Origin of the sequence: Streptomyces daghestanicus, from assembly GCF_020521275.1 — a bacterium.
Taxonomy (GTDB): Bacteria; Actinomycetota; Actinomycetes; order Streptomycetales; family Streptomycetaceae; genus Streptomyces; species Streptomyces griseoviridis.
In genome coordinates this window covers 285090-302710 of the sequence record NZ_BNDX01000007.1, presented here as the reverse complement: position 1 = coordinate 302710, position 17621 = coordinate 285090, and the positions used below count along the sequence as shown (strand labels likewise).

Sequence of the window (17621 nt, the reverse complement as noted above, 5' to 3'; positions counted from 1 at the left end):
GGCGGTCACCGAAGAGCCCGTCGACGTCTTCCGCGCCGACCTCGGACTCCTGCGCGACGCGCGCCGCGTCGGGGAGGAGATCGCCGCGCACTGGCCGCGTCTGGACGTCCTGGTCGACAACGCCGGCCCGCACGGCTTCGCGCAGCGCGTCACCACCGGGGGCCTCGCGGAGATGACGGCCGTCGACGGGGTGGCCGGCCCGCCGGCGGCGGCCCGGCCACGGCGCATCGGGGCCGTGACGGTCCGGTTGGGCAGCGTGAGCCCGCCGAGGCGGTGACCGCTGAACGGGGACGGCATGTGGCTTCTCCTCGCGTACCCCTGCGCTCCGGCAGCCGGAGCGCAGGGGTACGCTAAAACCTGACGCCCGTGTCAGAGGTGAACGGCAGAGCGCCGCGGATCTCCGGTGCGACGCGCCACGGGCCCCGCGGTGCCGGGCCCACCGTGGGAGGCAGCCATGCGGATCGGGGAACTCGCGGCACGCGCCGGAGTGAGTGTGCGGTCCCTGCGCTACTACGAGCAGCGGGGGCTGCTCACCAGCACCCGCACGCCCAGCGGGCAACGCCTGTACACGGAGGACGACGTGGACCGCGTCCACTTCATCCAGGGGCTGTACGCGGCCAACCTCTCCAGCAGCACCATCGTCGAACTCCTGCCGTGCCGCGACACCCCGAGCACCGACAACTCCGACGCCACGCTGGAGCGAATGGCCCGCGAGCGCGAGCGGATCACGGCGCAGATCGACGATCTCCTGCGGGCCCGGGACACCCTCGACAGGATGACGGCCGGGGCCCGGGCCTACCGCGAGTCCCTGGCGGACCCGGCCCCCGGTGCGGACGAGGACACGGCGGCCCGGAACTCATCGCCTCCGGCCTGACCGGGCCGGCGGCCGGCGGCCCGGGGCGGACGCGCCCCGCCGGTCACCGGCGACGGACGCGTCACGTGTCCTCGGTGAGGACCAGGAGCGCCTGGGACAGCGCCTGACGCTGTGTCTCGTCGAGTGGTGCGAACAGCTCCCGCAGTACGTCGCCCAGCAGGTGCCGGCCCGACTCCAGCGCGGCGCGGCCCGCCTCGGTGAGGGTGTGCTCCAGGCGGCGCCCGCGGCCCGCGGAGCGGGTGATGAGCCCACGCGCGACGAGCCGGTTCGCCAGGGTGCCGAACGCCTGGTCGCTCTGGAACGTCGCGACGGCGAGGTCGTGCCCGGAGGCGCCGGGCATCCGGTCGATGGCGCGCAGGGCGTCCCACTGCACAAGGGTGACCCCGATCTCGCGCAGGGCCGCGTCCGCGGCGCGGTGGTTGCGGTACTGCGCGCGCTTGATCGCCTGCCCCAGGGCTTCCAGGTCGGTCGTCATGGTGTTAGCTTATCAACACTCTTATATAAACATGTTGAGTCAGGAGCGTCATGAACACCGTCTCCCTCCCCGCCGACCTCCCCGTCGTCCGGGCCGGCGACCCCGCGTCGCGCACGGCGCTCGTGCTGCACGGCGGGGGAGGCCCGCAGACCGTCGCCCCTCTCGTGGGACACCTCGCGGCCTCCCTGCACGCCGTCGCCCCGACCCACCCCGGCTGGGACGGCACACCGCGTCCCGACTCCCTCACCTCCGTCGCCGACCTCGCGGCCGGCTATCTCGCACGGCTGCTCGACCACGGCGAGCGTGACGTCGTCCTGGTCGGGTCCTCGATCGGCGGCTGGATCGCCCTGGAGATGGCGGTGCGGGCCGCGCACGACGAGCGGTACGCCGGACTGATCGGGGCCGTGATCGACATCGACGGCGTCGGAGCGGTCGTCGAGGGGGAGCCGGCCGCCGACTTCTTCGCCCTCGACGCCCGCGGGCTCGCGGAGGCAGCCTGGCACGACCCCGAGCGCGGGTACCGGGACCCGGCGCTGCTCACCGACGGGCAACGCGCGATCCAGCAGGCGAACGGCCGGACCATGGCCGTCGTCGCGGGCCGGAGCATGAGCGACCCGACGCTGCTCGGACGGCTCGGCGCGGTGGACGTCCCGACCCTCGTGGTGTGGGGCGAGAGCGACCGGATCGTCACCCCCGCGTACGGACGGGCGGTCGCCGACGCGGTCCCCAGCGCGCGGTTCACCGAGATCCGGGGGGCCGGACACCTCCCGCACCTCGAAGCACCGGACGCGACCTGGGCGGCGATCGACCCGTTCCTGAGCCGTTCGTGACCCGCCCCCCGGCCCTTCCCGTCACGGCCCGGTCGTGAGGGTGAACCTCTTCCACGGGCCGATCGCCGTGCGGTCGGCGATCAGCGCGGAGGCGCCGGCGTCCGCCGCGGTGACGTACCGCCCGCCGGCCACGGCGAGCAGGCTCACCGTACCGTCGGTGTCGCGGACCAGCCGGAAGGACTGGGCGCGGCCCGCCTCGGTGCCGTCGGCGATCAGCGGGGCGGAACCGGCGGTGACGAAACGGCCGTTGGCGTGCGCGCGCAGGGCGATCGTGTCGCCGCCCGCGTCCACCAGGTCGAACTGCTCCCAGGGGCCGATCGCCGACCGGTTGGCGACGAGCGGCGCGGCGCCGCTGTCCTCCGCGGTGACGTAGGCGCCGTTGACCTCCGCCTTGAGGCTGACCACCGTGCCGGTGGCGGCGCCGGGCACGGGCGGGGTCGGGCGTACGGCGGTCAGCGCGATCTCGCCCTCGAGCATGCGTCCGCCGTCGGCCGTGAGCCGCAGGCAGTAGTCCGACGAGCAGGCCGTGCCGCCTCGTCCAGGGCGAGGAAACCGGAGTCGGCGGGCACCGACGCCTTTGTCTCGGCCGTCTTGGCGATCTGGTTGCCCTCGTTGAACTCGTCGAACATCGACACGTAGATGCCCTGCGCGCCCACCCGGACCATGTTGTAGAACTGCCGCCACATGAAGTCGCCGTGGGCCCGCTGGCCCGGGACCGGCACATCACCGGGCAGCACACACGGCTGGTAGTCGATATCGTGGGCGTCGCAGTCCGCCTGGTCGCCGGCATCGACGTACTCGTAGCAGTGGTCGGAGTCCCCGGCGTTGCCGATCGCCCCGACCATCCAGGGGGAGATCATGTCGAAGGCGTGGTAGACGTCGAGGTAACCCTCCCGCGTCCCCTGGCCCCCGGTGCGCCATTCCCTGGGAACGCCCCCGATGACGTAGCAGCCCTGCGACCTGAACCAGTCGATGACGTCGGCGCAGGCGGCGGCGGGGAAGGCGTGGTTGTCGTCATCGAAGCCGAAACCCCAGACGGCGACGACGGGCGCGCCGTTCTGCCGGGCGTAGGCCGGACTCGCTGTGTACGCCCGCATCTTGGCCGTCCGGTCCGCCTTGATCTCGGACCGCGTCGAGGTCCACCCGGTCACGTCGTACATGATGTGAAACCTGACGCCGTGCGCCTCGGCGGCGACGCGTACCTTCTCGGTCGACGCCGTGCGCCTCGGCGGCGACGCGTACCTTCTCGGTCATCGCGTCCCGTGTCGGGCCCTCGCCCCCGGTCGGGTCGAACCGTTGCAGAGCGGTGGTGTCCACCCCGTACCGGGACATCCACGCGAAGTGCGTGTCCACCGTCTGCTGGTCGTACGAGGAGAACAGGGCCGCCGGCCGGCCGTCGCCGAGCGCGGCGTAGTCGGTCGGGTAGGTGTGCGTGTACTCCCGCGTGTCCGGCCAGCACTTGACGCCGGTGTTGGACGGGGAGGGGGCCGTGCCCCGGTCCCGTGCCCAGTGCCACCAGCCGTCGACGGGGGCACCGGCGCCCTCGGCCGCGAACCAGCCCTGGTAACCGACGGTGACCTTGCCGACGACATCACCAGCCGGCGAGGCGGACCGCGCGGCGGCCGTCCCGTCCGGCGGCGTCGCGGCCCTGGCGCCGCCGAACGCGCCGACCGCCGCCGCGGCGCCTCCGGCGGCGGCGCCGAGAACGCGGCGCCGGGTCCAGGTCCTCTTGCGGTGGGACTCAGGCACGTGTGCTCCAGAACGCCCCGGAGAGGCGTGGCAGGTGGGGGACACGGAAGCGGTGACTCCGGCCGCGCGTCGACGTGATCCAACCGGGCGGTGCGGAACGGGTCAAGCCCCCCTGCCCGAAAGGGAAGCGGGACTTCCCTCCGCGTCTCCCGTAGGTCCAGGGCACACACAAAGTCAAGTGTTGACTTGAACTTCACCGACCGATGATGATCACAGCCGTGTCACGGTCGTCTCTCTCCCCTCACGTGACGCCCACGACGACGTGACCACGTGACCGACCGAACACCCCCACCCCTTCGGCGTTCCCCCACCCCCCTCGGCAGTTCCCCCACGGCACCGCACAGTGCCCTTCTCCACTGCGCCCCAGTCACACCCCGACAGGAAGGCCAGGTCCTTGCCGGTGCAGCCCCCTCCCCGCCCCGTCCGGTCCGCCCCTACGGTCGCCCCCGCCTCCTTCGCCCAGCAACGGCTGTGGTTCCTCGCCCAGTTGCCCGGCGCGGACGTCGCCTACAACGAGACCGTCGCCTTCACCCTCACCGGCGCGCTCGACCGGAAGGCCCTGTCGGCGGCCTTCGACGCCCTGACCGACCGCCATGAAGCCCTGCGCACCCGGCTGGTGGCCGTGGACGGCCGGGTCGACCAGCACATCGACCCACCGGGCACCGGCTTCGCGCTCACCGTCGAAGACCTCACCGAGGAGACCGACCCGGACGCGGCCGTGGCGGCACGCCAAGCCCAGGAGGCGGACCGGCCGTTCGACCTGGCACGCGGCCCCCTCGGCCGGGGCCGCCTGCTGATCCTCGGCGACCACCGCCACGCCCTGCTCCTCACCTTCCACCACAGCATCTATGACGGCGCGTCGATGAACGTGATGATGCGCGAGGCCGGACGGCTCTACGAGGCCGCGCTGACCGGGGCCCCCGACCCGCTGCCCGCCCTCCCGGCGCAGTACGCCGACCACGCCCGCGCCCAGCGGGAGGCCGTCCTCGGCGGGAGCCTCGCACGGCAGGAGGAGTACTGGACCCGGACCCTCCAGGACGTGCCCGCCGCCCTGGACCTGCCCACGAAGGGACCGCGTCCGGCCGAGCAGGACTACCGCGGCGCACGCGTCGGCTTCACCCTCGACGCGGACACCACCGCCGCCCTGCGGACCCTCGCCCGCGAACACGGCGCCACCCTGTTCGTCGCCGTCCTGACCGGCTGGGCCCTGCTGCTGTCCCGGCTCACCGGGCAGCGGGACATCGTTGTCGGAAGCCCGGTCGCCGGCCGCCGCGGGCCCGGCGCCGCCGCCCTGATCGGCTTCCTCGTCAACTCCCTCCCGCTCCGCGTCGACCTCGACGGCGCCCCCACGGGCGCCGAGGCACTGATCCGTGCCCGCACCGCCCTGCGCGGCGCCCTCGACCACCAGGACCTGCCCTTCGAGCGGATCGTCGAACTGGTCAACCCGCCGCGCAGCGCCTCCCGAACCCCCCTCTTCCAGACCATGCTGGCGTGGGTGCCCGACCGGCAGGGCCTGCTGCGCCTGCCCGGCGTCGAGACCGCGCCCCTGCCCATCGACCACGCCCCCGCCAAGTTCGACCTCGCCCTGTCGGCCACCGAGTCGGACGGCCGGATCACCGGACACCTCGACTACGCCACCGCCCTCGTCGACGAACCCACCGCCCGCCGCTGGGCGTCCTACCTGGCCCGCCTCCTCACCGGCCTGGCCCGCCACCCCGACCGCGACATCAGCGACCTCGAACCGATGACGCCGGACGAACTGCGCGAGGTGATCCGCGGCGCCGCCGCCCCCGCCCTCGCCGCCCCCAACCCCGCCGACGCCACGGCCACCGCCCTGCGCACCGCCGACGGCCTCGCCTCCCTCTTCGAGGACCGGGCCCGCCGCCACCCCGAGGCCACCGCCGTCGTAGACCGGGACGGCGACCTGGACTACGGCACCCTCGACCGGCGCGCGAACCGGCTCGCCCACGCCCTCACGGCCCGGTCCGTGCGCCCCGGCGACGTCGTCGGCCTGCACGCGCGCCGCACCCGCGACCTCACCGTCGGCATCCTCGGCATCCTCAAGGCGGGCGCCGCCTACCTCCCCCTCGACCCGCAGCAGCCCGGCGAGCGCCTGGCCGCCATGGTGACCGACGCCGCCTGCCCCGTCGTACTCACCGACCGTCCGGCGGGGGAGCGGCCCGCGGACTGGCTGGACCTGGCCACCGCCGAGGCCGAGGGCCGCACGGACGAACACCCGCCGGCCGGCACCGGACGCGCCCCGGACCGCGTCGCCTATGTCATCTTCACCTCCGGCTCCACCGGCCGGCCCAAGGGCGTCGCCGTCGAACACCGCAGCGTCCTCAACCTCTTCGCGGTCTGGCACGACCGCATGGGCACCGCGCCGGGCGAGCACGGCTCCGCCTGGTCGGGCATCGGCTTCGACGCCTCCGTCCACGAACTGCTGCTGCCCCTGACCACCGGCGGCACCCTGCACCTCGTCCCCGAGGACCTGCGCGGCGACCCGGCGGCCCTGCTCGCCTGGATGCGCGAGCACCGCGTCGTCCAGGCGTTCCTGCCGCCCGCCTACGTCAAGTGGATCGACGAGGACCCGGCCGGCCGCCTGGCCGGATGGCCGTTGCGCAAACTGCTCACCGGCGTCGAGTCACTGACCGAGGCCGCCCTGCACCGGATGACCGAGCACCTGCCCGGCCTGCGGATCTGCTTCGGGTACGGGCCGACCGAGGCGACCCTGTACAGCACCGCCCACTACGATCCGCGCCCGCTGGAGCGGCCCTGCCCCATCGGCCGCCCGCTGCCCGGCACCAGCCTCCACCTCCTCGACGACCGGATGCGGCCGGTCCCGCCCGGCGTCGTCGGCGAGGTCTACCTCGGCGGTGCGAGCCTGGCCCGCGGCTACCTGAACCGCCCCGACCTGACCGAGGAACGGTTCGTGCCGGACCCGTTCGCCCCGGGCCGGCGCCTCTACCGCACCGGCGACCTCGCCCGCCGCGACCCGGACGGCGTGACCCACTACGCGGGCCGCGCCGACGACCAGGTCAAGCTGCGCGGCTTCCGGATAGAACCGGCGGAGGTCGAGGCCGCGCTCATGGCGCTGCCCGGGGTCCGCGAGGCCGTCGTCCTGGCCGACCGCGACACCGCCGGAGAGCCCCGGCTGGTCGCCGCCGTCGGCCGCACCGGCACACCAGGCACACCCGGCGGCTCCGGCCGCCCCGCCGACGACCCGCGCACCGCCCTCGCCCGCCGTCTTCCCGACTACATGATCCCGGCCGTCGTCCTCGAACTGGACACCCTCCCGCTGAACCGCAGCGGCAAGGCCGACCGGGCCCGCCTGCTCCGCCTCGTCCACGAGCGGACCACGGACCAGGTCAACACCGCGAGCCCCCGCGACCACGTCGAACACGCCCTGTACCGCATCTGGCAGGACATCCTCGTCCACCCCGGCATCGGGATAGGCGACAACTTCTTCGACATCGGCGGCACCTCGCTGTCCGCCATCAAGATGGCCCACCGCGTCTCCGAGACCTTCGGCCGCCCGCTGCCGGTGGCCGAGGTCATGCTCCGCCCCACCATCGAAGCGCTGGGCGCGCTGCTGCGCGCGGAGGACGGCGACCGCGCCCCCGGCAGCCTCGTGGAGTTCCGCGGCGGCACCCGGGGCCGCGTGGTGTGCGTCCACCCCGCCGGCGGCACCGTCTTCTGCTACCTGCCGCTGGCCGCCTTCCTGCCCGAGGGAACCGGCTTCCACGGCCTTCAGTCACCCGGCATCAACCCGGGGGAGGACGTGCTGCCCACCGTGGAGGCCATGGCCGAGACGTACCTGCGCCTCCTCGAACCCCTCGGCACCGGCCCCCTCGTCCTCACCGGGCTGTCCTACGGCGGGCTCGTCGCGCACGAGATGGGACGCAGGCTCGCCGAGGCCGGCCACCGGGACGTGAGCGTCGTCCTCCTCGACACGCAGGCCACCGACGACGCCGCCGCACGGGCGGCCGTCACCACCGTCGACGCCGCCGAGTTCCGCGACAAACTCGTCCGGTTCAACGGCATGTACCCCGGCATCGAGGAAGCGCAGATCGAGCGGTACCACCGCATCTACAACCACAACCGGCTGACCGCCCGGGACCACCTGCCCGCCGCCACCGCGGCCCGCACGGTCCTCGTCGAAGCCGTGCCCGACGCCAACGACACCCCGGCCCACGCCGAGGTGCGCGCCTTCTGGCGGCGCCGCGCCGGGAACGACTTCCACGTCGAGACGCTGCACTGCGACCACTGGGAGGTCCTCGAAGGCGGCCACGCCGCCCGCGTCGGCGCCCTGCTCGCCGCCGAACTCGCCCACCACGGCCCCGGCCCCACCGATCCGCCGCCCCTCGCCACGACCGCGCGGGAGGCGTGATGCACCAGCCCGTACCCTCCGGCCGGCTCGCCGCCGCCGTCCTCGCCCAGGCCCGCCGCACCCCCCGCGCGACGGCCGTCGAACACGGCACCCGGACGCTCGACTACGCCGGACTCGACCTGCTCAGCGCCCGTGCCGCCACCCGGCTGCGCGCCCTGGGCGTCCGCCCCGGGCAGGCCGTCGCCGTCGCCCTGCCCCGCTCCTGGCAGGCGGTCTGCGTCCTGCTCGGCGCCCGCCGCGCCGGAGCCACCGTCGTCCCGCTGGACCGGCTCAGCCCCCCGGACCGGCAACGGCACATCCTCGGCGACAGCGCGGCCGTGCTGGTGGTCCGCGAGGAAGCGGCCACGCCCGGCGAGACCACCGCCGACGCCCTCCTCACCCCCGGCCCCGGCCCCGCGCCCGGCGAACCCGCCGACACCGGCACCGACGCACCCGAAGGCACCCCCGCCTTCCTCTTCTACACCTCCGGCAGCACCGGCCGCCCCAAGGGCGTGGAGGTCACCGACGCCGGCGTGCTGCGCCTGGGCGCACCCGGCTGGATCGACCTCCCCCCGGGCGCCCGGTACGCCTGCCTCGCCAACCCCGCCTTCGACGCCCTCAGCTTCGAGATCTGGGCGCCGCTGCTGACCGGCGGCACCTGCGTGGTCCTCGACGACGCCCGGGTGCAGGACCCCCGGCGCTTCGCCGACACCCTGCGCGAGCGCCGGATCGACACGCTCTTCGTCACCGCCGCCCTGTTCGACGCGGTCGTCGAGAAGGTGCCCGACTGCTTCGCCGGCGCCGCGCGGGTCCTCATCGGCGGGGAACGGCTCAACGCCCCCCTGATCCGCCGCTGGTACGCCGCCAACCCGTCCTCCCGCACGGTCCTGTACAACGCCTACGGCCCCACCGAGGCGTCGACGTTCGCCCTGTGCCACCCCATCCCGCGCGACCTCGCCGGCGACGACATCCCGCTGGGCGCCCCGCTGCCGGGCACCGGCACCGAGCTGCGCACCGAGGACGGCCGTACCGCCGGAACCGGTGACGTGGCCGAGCTGTGGCTGTCCGGACCCGCTCTGGCCCGCGGCTACCGCGACCTGCCCGCGGAGACCGGACGCGCCTTCCGCACCGCCCCGGACGGCACCCGCTGGTACCGCACCGGCGACCTGGTCCGCGTGGACGCCGACGGCCGGGTGGTCTACGTCGGCCGGGCCGACCGGCAGGTCAAGGTCCGCGGCTTCCGCATCGAACCCGGCGAGGTCGAACAGCGGCTCCTCACCCACCCCGCGATCCGCCGGGCGCACGTGTGCACCCGGCGTGGCCAGGCGGGCCGCGACGAACTGATCGCCTTCCTCGTCCTCGGCGACGACCTCTCCTACGACGCCTACCAACGCCACCTCACCGCCGTCCTGCCGCCGTACATGCGCCCGCACCGCAGCCACCTCCGCGCCGGGCTCCCCCTCACCCCGAACGGCAAGGTCGACCAGAGCGCCCTGCTGCGGGACGCCGGCCCGCCCTGGCGCGGCGGCACCACGACGGTGCCCGTCACCGCCGCGCAGCGGCCCGTACTGGAGATCGCCGAGGAGATCCTCGACGTCACCGGCCTGCGCCCCGACGACCGGTGGACACCGAACGGAGGCGACTCGCTGACGGCGATGCGGTTCCGCTTCGAGGTCCTCACCCGGCTCGGCGCCGACCTGCCCCAGGACCTCGTCCTGCGGGCCGACTTCGCCGCGCTCGCCGAAGCCGCGAACGCCCCCGGCGCCGCGACGCGGACCCGGCCGCCCGTGCCGGACGGCGGCGACGAGCCGGACGCGCCCGCCACCAGCGAGCAGGAACGCCTGTGGCTGCTGCACCGCCGCGACCCGGACGACCGCTCCTACGACGTGCCCCTGGCCTTCCGTGTCGACGGCACCGTCGACACGGCCGCCCTGCGCCGGGCGCTGGCCACCCTCGTCACCCGGCACCCCGCCCTGCGCACCCGCCTCGTCGCCACCCCGGACGGCCTGCGCCAGCGCACCGAGGCACCGTACGACCCCTGGCGTCTCCTCGACGCCGCCCCGGGCGAGCCCTGGCAGGAGACCGCCGCCCGCTTCTTCGCCCACCGCTTCGACCTCACCGACCCGCGGATGCTGCGCGCCGCCTGGGTCCCGGACCCCGACGGCGGTCTCCTGCTGCTCCACCTGCACCACGTCGCCGTGGACGGCTGGTCCCTCAACGTCCTCTTCCGTGACCTCTCCGCCGCCCACCGAGGCGACCGGGACCACCCCGAACCCGCCGCCACCCCCCTCGACCTCGCCCGCTGGCAGGGCGTCTGGCACGCCACCGACGCCTACGCCCGCCGGCGCACCGCACTCCTCGGCCACTACGACGGCACCCCCCGCCCCGCACCGGCCCTGCCCGCACCCGAGACCCCCGGCCGGCCCGGCGCCGCACTCCTGCGCACCACCCTCGACCCGGCCCGCCGCACCGCCCTGGACCGGCGGGCCGCGCAGCTCGGCCTCACCCGGTTCCAGCTCCTGGTGTCCGCGTTCGCCACCGCCCTCCACGGAGTCACCGGACAGGACCGCCCCCTGATCGCCGCGCCCGTCGCCAACCGGCCCCGCCCCGAATTCGCGGACACCGTCGGCATGTTCGCCAACACCGTCCTCCTCGGCCTCCCCGTCACCCCGGACGACACCCTCACCGCGCACCTCACCGCGCACGCCGACACCGTCCGCACCGTCCTCGCCGGCGACGAGGTCGCCCTCGCCGACGTCCTCACCGCGCCCGCCCTGCGCGACCGCGCCCCCCTCTTCGACTACCTCTTCGTCCTGGAGAACACCCGCTTCTCCGACCTCCGCCTCGACGGGTGCGCGGTCCGCCCCCTGTGGCCCGCACCCCTGGGCGCCAAGGCCGCCCTGACCCTCTCCGTGATCGAGCACGACACCGGCTTCGACTGCCTGTGGGAACACCGCGACGACATCGGCGCCGACCGCACCGAGGCCGCGGCACGCCTCTTCCGCGACGCCGTCGACCACCTGACCGGCGACACCGGCGCCCGGACCACCGTGCGGGACCTGATCGCCCCCTACCGGCACTCCCTGCCCGACACCGGCCGCGGCGGCGCGGCACCGGCCGACTTCACCACCGTCGCCGAGGGCTTCGCCCGCCAGGTGGCCCGCACCCCCGACGCCCCCGCCGTCAGCACCGGCGACCTGGTCCTCACCTACTCCGCCCTGGACGCGCACGCCGACCGGCTGGCCGGCGAGCTGCGCGCCCTCGTCCCGTCCGACCCCGCCGCCCCGGCGGCCGTCGCCCTCTACCTCCAGCCCTCCGCCGAGCACATCGTCGCCCTGCTGGCCGCCGCCCGGCTCAACGTCACCGTCGTCCCGCTCGACCCGGCCTACCCGCCGGCCCTCCTGCGGCACGTCCTCGACCAGGCGGACCCCCTGTGCGTGCTCACCACCCCCGAGGACCTCGCCCTCCTCGGCACCCTCGCCCCGCCGTCCCTGCCCCGGCACCCGCTCACCCTCACCGGGACACCGGCCGCGCCCCCGCGACCCGCACCCCGTCCGCACGCGGCCCTCCGCCCCCTGTACACCCTGTTCACCTCCGGCTCCACCGGCACCCCCAAGGGCGTCCAGGTCCCCGACGCCACCCTGTGCAACCTGCTCACCTGGCAGCGCACCGAGGGCGGCCTCGGCCGGGCGGCCGTCACCCAGCAGTTCTCCATGCTCTCCTTCGACGTCTCCTTCCAGGAGATCTTCACCACCCTGTGCTCCGGCGGGCTGCTGCGCCTGATCGACCCCGCCTGGCGGCAGGACGTCCCGGCCCTGCTGGACCACCTGGAGAGCGGGGGAGCGGAGCGGATCTTCCTCCCGTACGTGGCGCTGCAACTGCTCGCCGAGCACGGCGTCCGCACCGGGCGGTACCCCTCCCGGCTCCGCGACGTCGTCACCGCGGGGGAACAGCTGGTCTGCACCGACGCCGTCCGCCGCTGGTTCACCGGCCTGTCCGGCGCGCGCCTCTTCAACCACTACGGCCCCACCGAGACCCACGTCGTCAGCGGCCTGTGCCTCGACGGCGACCCGGCCCGCTGGCCGGCGCGGCCCGCCATCGGCCGGCCCGTGACCCACGCCGTGCTGCGCGTCGTCGACGAGGCGGGCCTGCCCGTACCGCCGGGCGTCACCGGCGAACTGCTCATCGGCGGCCCGATGGCCCGGCGCTGCTACCTGGGCGCCGCGCACGACGAACGGTTCCTCGACGACCCCGCGCTCGGCACCCTCTACCGCACCGGCGACCGGGCCCGCTTCGGCACCGACGGCCTGCTGCACTACGCGGGCCGCGACGACGGCCAGGTCAAGCTCGGCGGACACCGTCTGGAACTGGGCCAGGTGGAGGCCGCCCTGACGCAGTACCCCGGTGTGACCGGCGCGGTCGCCGTGGTCGAGGACGGCCGGCTGGCCGTGGCCCTGCGGTGTCGCGACGCGGACCCGGACCCCGCCGACCTCGCCGCGCACCTGGCCCGCCTGCTGCCCGCCCACGTCCGTGTCGCCCGCTTCCGCCGCCTCACCGACCTGCCGCGCACCCCCAGCGGCAAGGCGGACCGCCGGGCCGCGCTCACCGCCCCCGGTCACGACCTGCGCCCCACCGCCGCCCGGGACACCGCCCGCACCCCGCTGGAACGGCGGCTGCTCACGCTGTTCGAGTCCGTCACCGGCCGCGCGGTCACCGCTGACCAGCGGTTCTTCGACGCGGGCGCCACCAGCCTGGACCTGATGCGCTTCCACCTGCGGTGCGCGGGGGAGGGGGACCTCCCCTTCGACGTGCCCGACCTCTTCGAGCACGTCACCGTCCGCGCCCTGGCCCGCTTCCTCGACGGCCGCGGGCGGCCTGACCGGCAGCCGTTCCCTGCGCAGGGGCGGCCGGCCTGCGCGGATCAGCCGGCGTCTTCCCCGGATCGGCAGTCGTCCCGCACGGATCAGCCGGCGTCCTCCGCGGATCGGCAGTCGTCCCCCGCGGAACAGCACCCGTCCCCTGCCGACCGGCAGTCGTCGCGCACGGGCCGGAGCGCCGACGAGCCCGTCGCCGTCATCGGCATGGCCGTCCGCCTCCCCGGCGCCGCCGACCTCGCCGCCTTCTGGGAGCTGACCCTCGCCGGGCGACGCGGCATCGAGCACTTCCCGGCGCCGGACGGCCGGGTCGGCGCCCGCAGCCGGCTGGACGGGCTCCTCGCCTTCGACCCCGGCCGCTTCACCATCAGCCCGCAGGAGGCGCGGCTGATGGACCCCCAGCAACGGCACCTGCTGATGACCTGCGTCGAGGCCCTCGCCCACGCCGGTGTCGCCGACCCGGCGGTCCGGCGCGTCGGACTGGTCGCCTCCTGCGGGGAGAACACCTACTTCCAGCACATGCTCCGTGACGGCGACCCCGACGCCCTGCCCGACGCCTTCCGCCTCGCCCTGCACCACGAGAAGGACTTCCTCGCCACCAAGGCCGCCTACCACCTCGGTCTCACCGGCCCCGCGCTGACCGTGCAGTCCGCCTGCTCCAGCTCCCTGGTCGGCACGCATGTCGCGGCGGGCCTGCTCCGGCAGGGCGACGCCGATGTGATGCTCGTCGGCGGCGTCCTCGTCGACCCCGGGCTGAGCGACGGCTACACCTACCGGCCGCACCACATCTTCTCGCCCGACGGGCACTGCCGGCCCTTCGACGCGGACGCGGCGGGCACCGTCGGGGCGAGCGGCGCCGCCGTGGTCGTCCTCAAGCCGCTCTCCGCCGCCCGCCGCGACGGCGACACCGTGTACGCCGTCGTCACCGGCTCGGGCATCAACAACGACGGCTCGGACAAGCTCGGTTACAGCGCCCCGTCCCTGTCCGGGCAGCGCGACGCCATCCGGACCGCGCTGGCCCGCAGCGGCCGGGACGCCACCGACCTGGGATACGTGGAGGCCCACGGCACCGGTACCCGGCTCGGCGACCCGGTGGAGGCCGCCGCGCTGCGCCAGGCCTACGGTCTGGCGGACGACGCGCGGGTGCCGCTCTCCTCCGTCAAGAGCCAGATCGGACACCTCGGCGCCGCCGCGGGCGTCACCGGCCTCGTCCGCGCCGTGCTCGCCGTCCACCACGGCGTCGTCCCGCCGACGGCCGACTTCACCCGCCTCAACCCCGAGATCGCCGACGGCCCGTTCCGCGTCCCCGTCACCGCCGAACCCTGGCCCGAGGACCGGCCGCGCGTCGCCGCCGTCAGCAGCTTCGGCATCGGCGGCACCAACGCCCACCTGCTCCTGGAACAGCCCCTCCCGGCATCCGGCCCCACCCCGGCCGGGGCACCGCCCTGCCTGGTGCTGTCCGGCGCGTCGGAGGCCGCCGTCCGCGAGGACGCCCGCCGCGTCGCCGCCTACCTGCGCTCCCACCCGGACGCCTACCCGCGCGTCCTGCGCCACCTCCAGGCGGGCCGCCCCGCCCTGCCCCACCGGGCGGCCGCCGTCTGCCCGGACGCCACCGCCGCCGTCGCCTGGCTCGGCTCGGCGTTCCCCGTCACCCACCCGGACCCACGCCCCCGGCTGTCCGCCGAGGACCCGCACACCCTGGCCCGGGCCTGGACGGACGGCCACCTCATCGACCACCCCAGGGGCCCGGCCCCGGCCCCCTGGGACTTCCCGCCTCCCGCGTTCGACACGGCCGAGTACGACTTCCCCCGCGCCCGGCAGGCGGACCGCCCGGCGCACGATGACCGCACACCCCGACCGGACCCCGGACCCCACGCGGACCGCGCGCCCCACGCCCACCCCGCGCCCCGCACCCCGCAGACCCCGCCCCGGCCGGCCCGCCGCCCCGAGCGACTTCCCGCCGACCAGTGGCTGCACCAGCCGGTATGGGCCCGACTCCGCCGCGCCCGCACCCATGTCCCCCACCCCGGCACCCCCCACCCCACCCGTACCGCCGTCATCGTCACCACCGCCGACCCGGCCGATCCCGCCGCCACCACCCCGCCCTGGCACTTCCTCACCCGTCACTACGCCCGGGTGGTGACCGTCCACGCGGGCGACACCCTCACCCGCCTCGACGACGACCGTTACGTCGCCGACCCGGCCGACCTCGCCCAGCTCACCGCCCTGCTGGCCCGCATCGCGCCCGGCCCGCGGGCGGGCACCGACTGGCTGCACGCCCTGCCCCTCACCCTGGGCCCCGGCTTCGACGAGGCGGACCTGGAGACCGCGCAGTGGGCCTGCCTCGACACCGTCGCGGCCCTCGTCCGCGCCCTCGCCGACCTGCCGGCGGCCCACCGCCCCCGGCTCTGGCTGCTCTCGCACGGCGCCCAGCCGGCCACGGGCACGGTCGCGACCCCCGCCGCCGGCCTCCTCGCCTCGGCCCTCCAAGTCCCGCGCCAGGAACTGGGGGTCACCGCGCACTGGGCCGACCTGCCCGGCCCCACGCCCGCCGAGTGGGCGGACCACCTGCCCGACCTCCTGCTCGACGGCACCCACACCGCCGTCGCCACCGCCCTGCGCGACGGCTACTGGTGGCATCCCGTCACCCAGCCCGTCACCACCCCGCCGACCGCGCCGCCCGCCCCCCACCGGAGCGGCACCCACCTCCTCCTCGGCGGCACCGGCGGCATCGGCGCCACCCTCGCCGCGCGCCTCCTCGCGCGGCCCGGCAACCGCGTCGTCCTCGTCGCCCGCGGCACGGCCCTCCCACCCGTCCTGCGGGCCCACCGCGACCGGGTCACCCTCATCAGGGCCGACCTCGCCACCGACGACCTCACCGCCCTCGCGGAGAGGCTGGCACCGCACCTCGACGGCCTCACCGGTATCGTGCACGCCGCCGGCACGGCCGGCGGCCGTCTCCTGGCCCGCCGCGACACGCCGGCCGCCCGCCGCACGACGGCCGCCAAGCTCCGCGGCGCCGTCCTCACCGAACGCCTCATCGCCGCCCACGAACCCGACTACGCCCTCTACTGCTCGTCCATGGCGGCCCGGCACGGGGGAGTGGGGCAGTTCGACTACGCGGCGGCCAACGCCTGCCTGGACGCCTGCGCCCACCACACGCCGCCCCACGGCCGCACCACGACCGTCCGCCTGAGCATCGGCTGGGACGCCTGGCGCGAGGTCGGCATGGCCGCGCACCCCGGAGCCGCCGACGCCCGCCACCGCGACCACCTCGCGGTGGCCCTCACCCCCGAGGACGGCGCGGCGCTGTTCGACCGCGCCCTGGACCTGCGTCTGCCCCACCTCCTGGTCAGCACCACCGCCCTGGACCAGGCCCGCCACTTCTACGAACCCGCCCCCGGCCCCGCCCCGGCCCCGGTCCCGGCCACCGCCACCGACGGTGACGGCGACCGAGCCGCCGCCCTCACCGACGTCCTGCTCGGCCTGCTCGGCACGGAGACCCTCGACCCCGGGGACGCGCTGTACGACCTCGGCGCCGACTCGCTCACCCTCATCGAGCTGCTCGACGAGATCAAACGCCGCTACGGCACCGACATCGAACTGTCCCGCCTCAGCCACCGCGTCAGCCTCACCGAGATCCTCCGCCACCTCGGCGCCGGCGCCGAGGCGTCCACCGCCGTGGAGGTCGAGACCTGGCAGCACGGCACCGGGCCCGACGTGCTGTGCCTGGTCCACCCGGTCGGCGGTGACATCCAGGCGTACCGGCCGCTGGTCGCCGCCCTCCCCGCCACCCTGACGGTCTGCCTGATCGCCGACCCGCGTCTGCGCGACCCCGGCCTGCCCGCCCGCTCCATCCCCGACCGGGCCGCCCACTATCTGGAGGCCGTACGGGCCGCGTTCCCCGGCCCCGGCCGGCGGCTGCGGCTGGCCGGCTGGTCCTTCGGCGCCTGGACCGCGCTGTCCATGGCGGCGCTCGCCGAGGCCGACGGCCACCCCGCCGCGAGCCTGCACCTGATCGACCCGCCCCCGCCGGACGCGGGCGCCCGGCTCGCCGCGTACGACGACGAGCGACTCGACGCCGTCTTCGCCCACGAGCTGACCAGCAACGGAGCCGGCCCCCTGACCGCCTCCGGCCGCGCCTACGCCGAACGTCTCGCCGACTGCTGCCGCGCCAACCTCGCCGCCATGGCCGGCCACCGCCCGCCCCGCCCGGAACGCACCCCCGCCACGGTGTGGCTCGCCGAGCGCCCGGCCGGCGCCGGCCTCCTCGCCCCCGCACCGGCCGCGCCGGACGCCTGGACCACCCACCTGCCCGGCCCCGTCACGGTCCACCGCCTCGACACCAGCCACTACGGCATCGTCACCGCCCCCCACGTACAGGCCGTCGCCGCCGCCCTCGCGGCGCCCGAAGCCGGCCTCCGCCACCCCGAACGCCCCTGAGGAGGAG

The 17621-nt window shown here is 75.7% G+C and carries 7 protein-coding genes; 4 read left to right on the top strand and 3 right to left on the bottom strand.

Going from position 1 to position 17621, the window contains the following annotated elements; all coding sequences use genetic code 11:
* Positions 1-454: 454 nt before the first annotated feature.
* A complete protein-coding gene (locus Sdagh_RS08640; RefSeq protein ID WP_189424069.1) occupies positions 455-874 on the top strand; it encodes a MerR family transcriptional regulator in 420 nt (139 codons plus the stop codon).
* 61 nt (positions 875-935) lie between these two features.
* On the opposite strand, the gene Sdagh_RS08635 is transcribed toward Sdagh_RS08640, so the two are convergent.
* Positions 936-1349: a MarR family winged helix-turn-helix transcriptional regulator gene (locus Sdagh_RS08635; protein ID WP_189424066.1), complete on the bottom strand. Its 414-nt coding sequence runs from the start codon at positions 1347-1349 to the stop codon at positions 936-938.
* A 50-nt stretch (positions 1350-1399) separates the two neighbouring features.
* Here Sdagh_RS08635 and Sdagh_RS08630 point away from each other — a divergent pair, with 50 nt between their 5' ends.
* Positions 1400-2179 carry an alpha/beta fold hydrolase gene (locus tag Sdagh_RS08630; protein WP_189424064.1) on the top strand — a complete coding sequence of 260 codons (780 nt, stop codon included), beginning with the start codon at positions 1400-1402 and terminating at the stop codon, positions 2177-2179.
* Between the two features lie 21 nt (positions 2180-2200).
* Here Sdagh_RS08630 and Sdagh_RS36920 read toward each other — a convergent pair whose 3' ends face one another.
* Together Sdagh_RS36920 and Sdagh_RS36915 are read right to left on the bottom strand one after the other, a co-directional pair.
* Positions 2201-2656, bottom strand: a complete 456-nt coding sequence (locus Sdagh_RS36920; RefSeq protein ID WP_370594859.1) for a fascin domain-containing protein — start codon at positions 2654-2656, stop codon at positions 2201-2203.
* Positions 2632-3339: a glycoside hydrolase family 71/99 protein gene (locus tag Sdagh_RS36915; protein WP_370594858.1), complete on the bottom strand. Its 708-nt coding sequence runs from the start codon at positions 3337-3339 to the stop codon at positions 2632-2634. Before Sdagh_RS36915 ends, Sdagh_RS36920 begins: the two co-directional genes overlap by 25 nt.
* 989 nt (positions 3340-4328) lie before the next feature.
* Here Sdagh_RS36915 and Sdagh_RS08620 point away from each other — a divergent pair.
* Positions 4329-8318 carry a non-ribosomal peptide synthetase gene (locus Sdagh_RS08620; protein WP_226534874.1) on the top strand — a complete coding sequence of 1330 codons (3990 nt, stop codon included), beginning with the start codon at positions 4329-4331 and terminating at the stop codon, positions 8316-8318.
* Positions 8318-17614: an SDR family NAD(P)-dependent oxidoreductase gene (locus Sdagh_RS08615; RefSeq protein ID WP_190078401.1), complete on the top strand. Its 9297-nt coding sequence runs from the start codon at positions 8318-8320 to the stop codon at positions 17612-17614. The genes Sdagh_RS08620 and Sdagh_RS08615 overlap by 1 nt, the downstream gene beginning before the upstream one ends.
* Positions 17615-17621 lie beyond the last annotated feature (7 nt).

Excerpts from the sequence above, each read along its gene's own strand:
- Sdagh_RS08635 (WP_189424066.1), bottom strand. The coding sequence starts at position 1,349 with ATGACGACCGACCTGGAAGCCCTGGGGCAGGCGATCAAGCGCGCGCAG.
- Sdagh_RS08640 (WP_189424069.1), top strand. The coding sequence starts at position 455 with ATGCGGATCGGGGAACTCGCGGCACGCGCCGGAGTGAGTGTGCGGTCC.
- Sdagh_RS08630 (WP_189424064.1), top strand. The coding sequence starts at position 1,400 with ATGAACACCGTCTCCCTCCCCGCCGACCTCCCCGTCGTCCGGGCCGGC.
- Sdagh_RS36920 (WP_370594859.1), bottom strand. The coding sequence starts at position 2,656 with ATGCTCGAGGGCGAGATCGCGCTGACCGCCGTACGCCCGACCCCGCCC.
- Sdagh_RS08615 (WP_190078401.1), top strand. The coding sequence starts at position 8,318 with ATGCACCAGCCCGTACCCTCCGGCCGGCTCGCCGCCGCCGTCCTCGCC.
- Sdagh_RS36915 (WP_370594858.1), bottom strand. The coding sequence starts at position 3,339 with ATGTACGACGTGACCGGGTGGACCTCGACGCGGTCCGAGATCAAGGCG.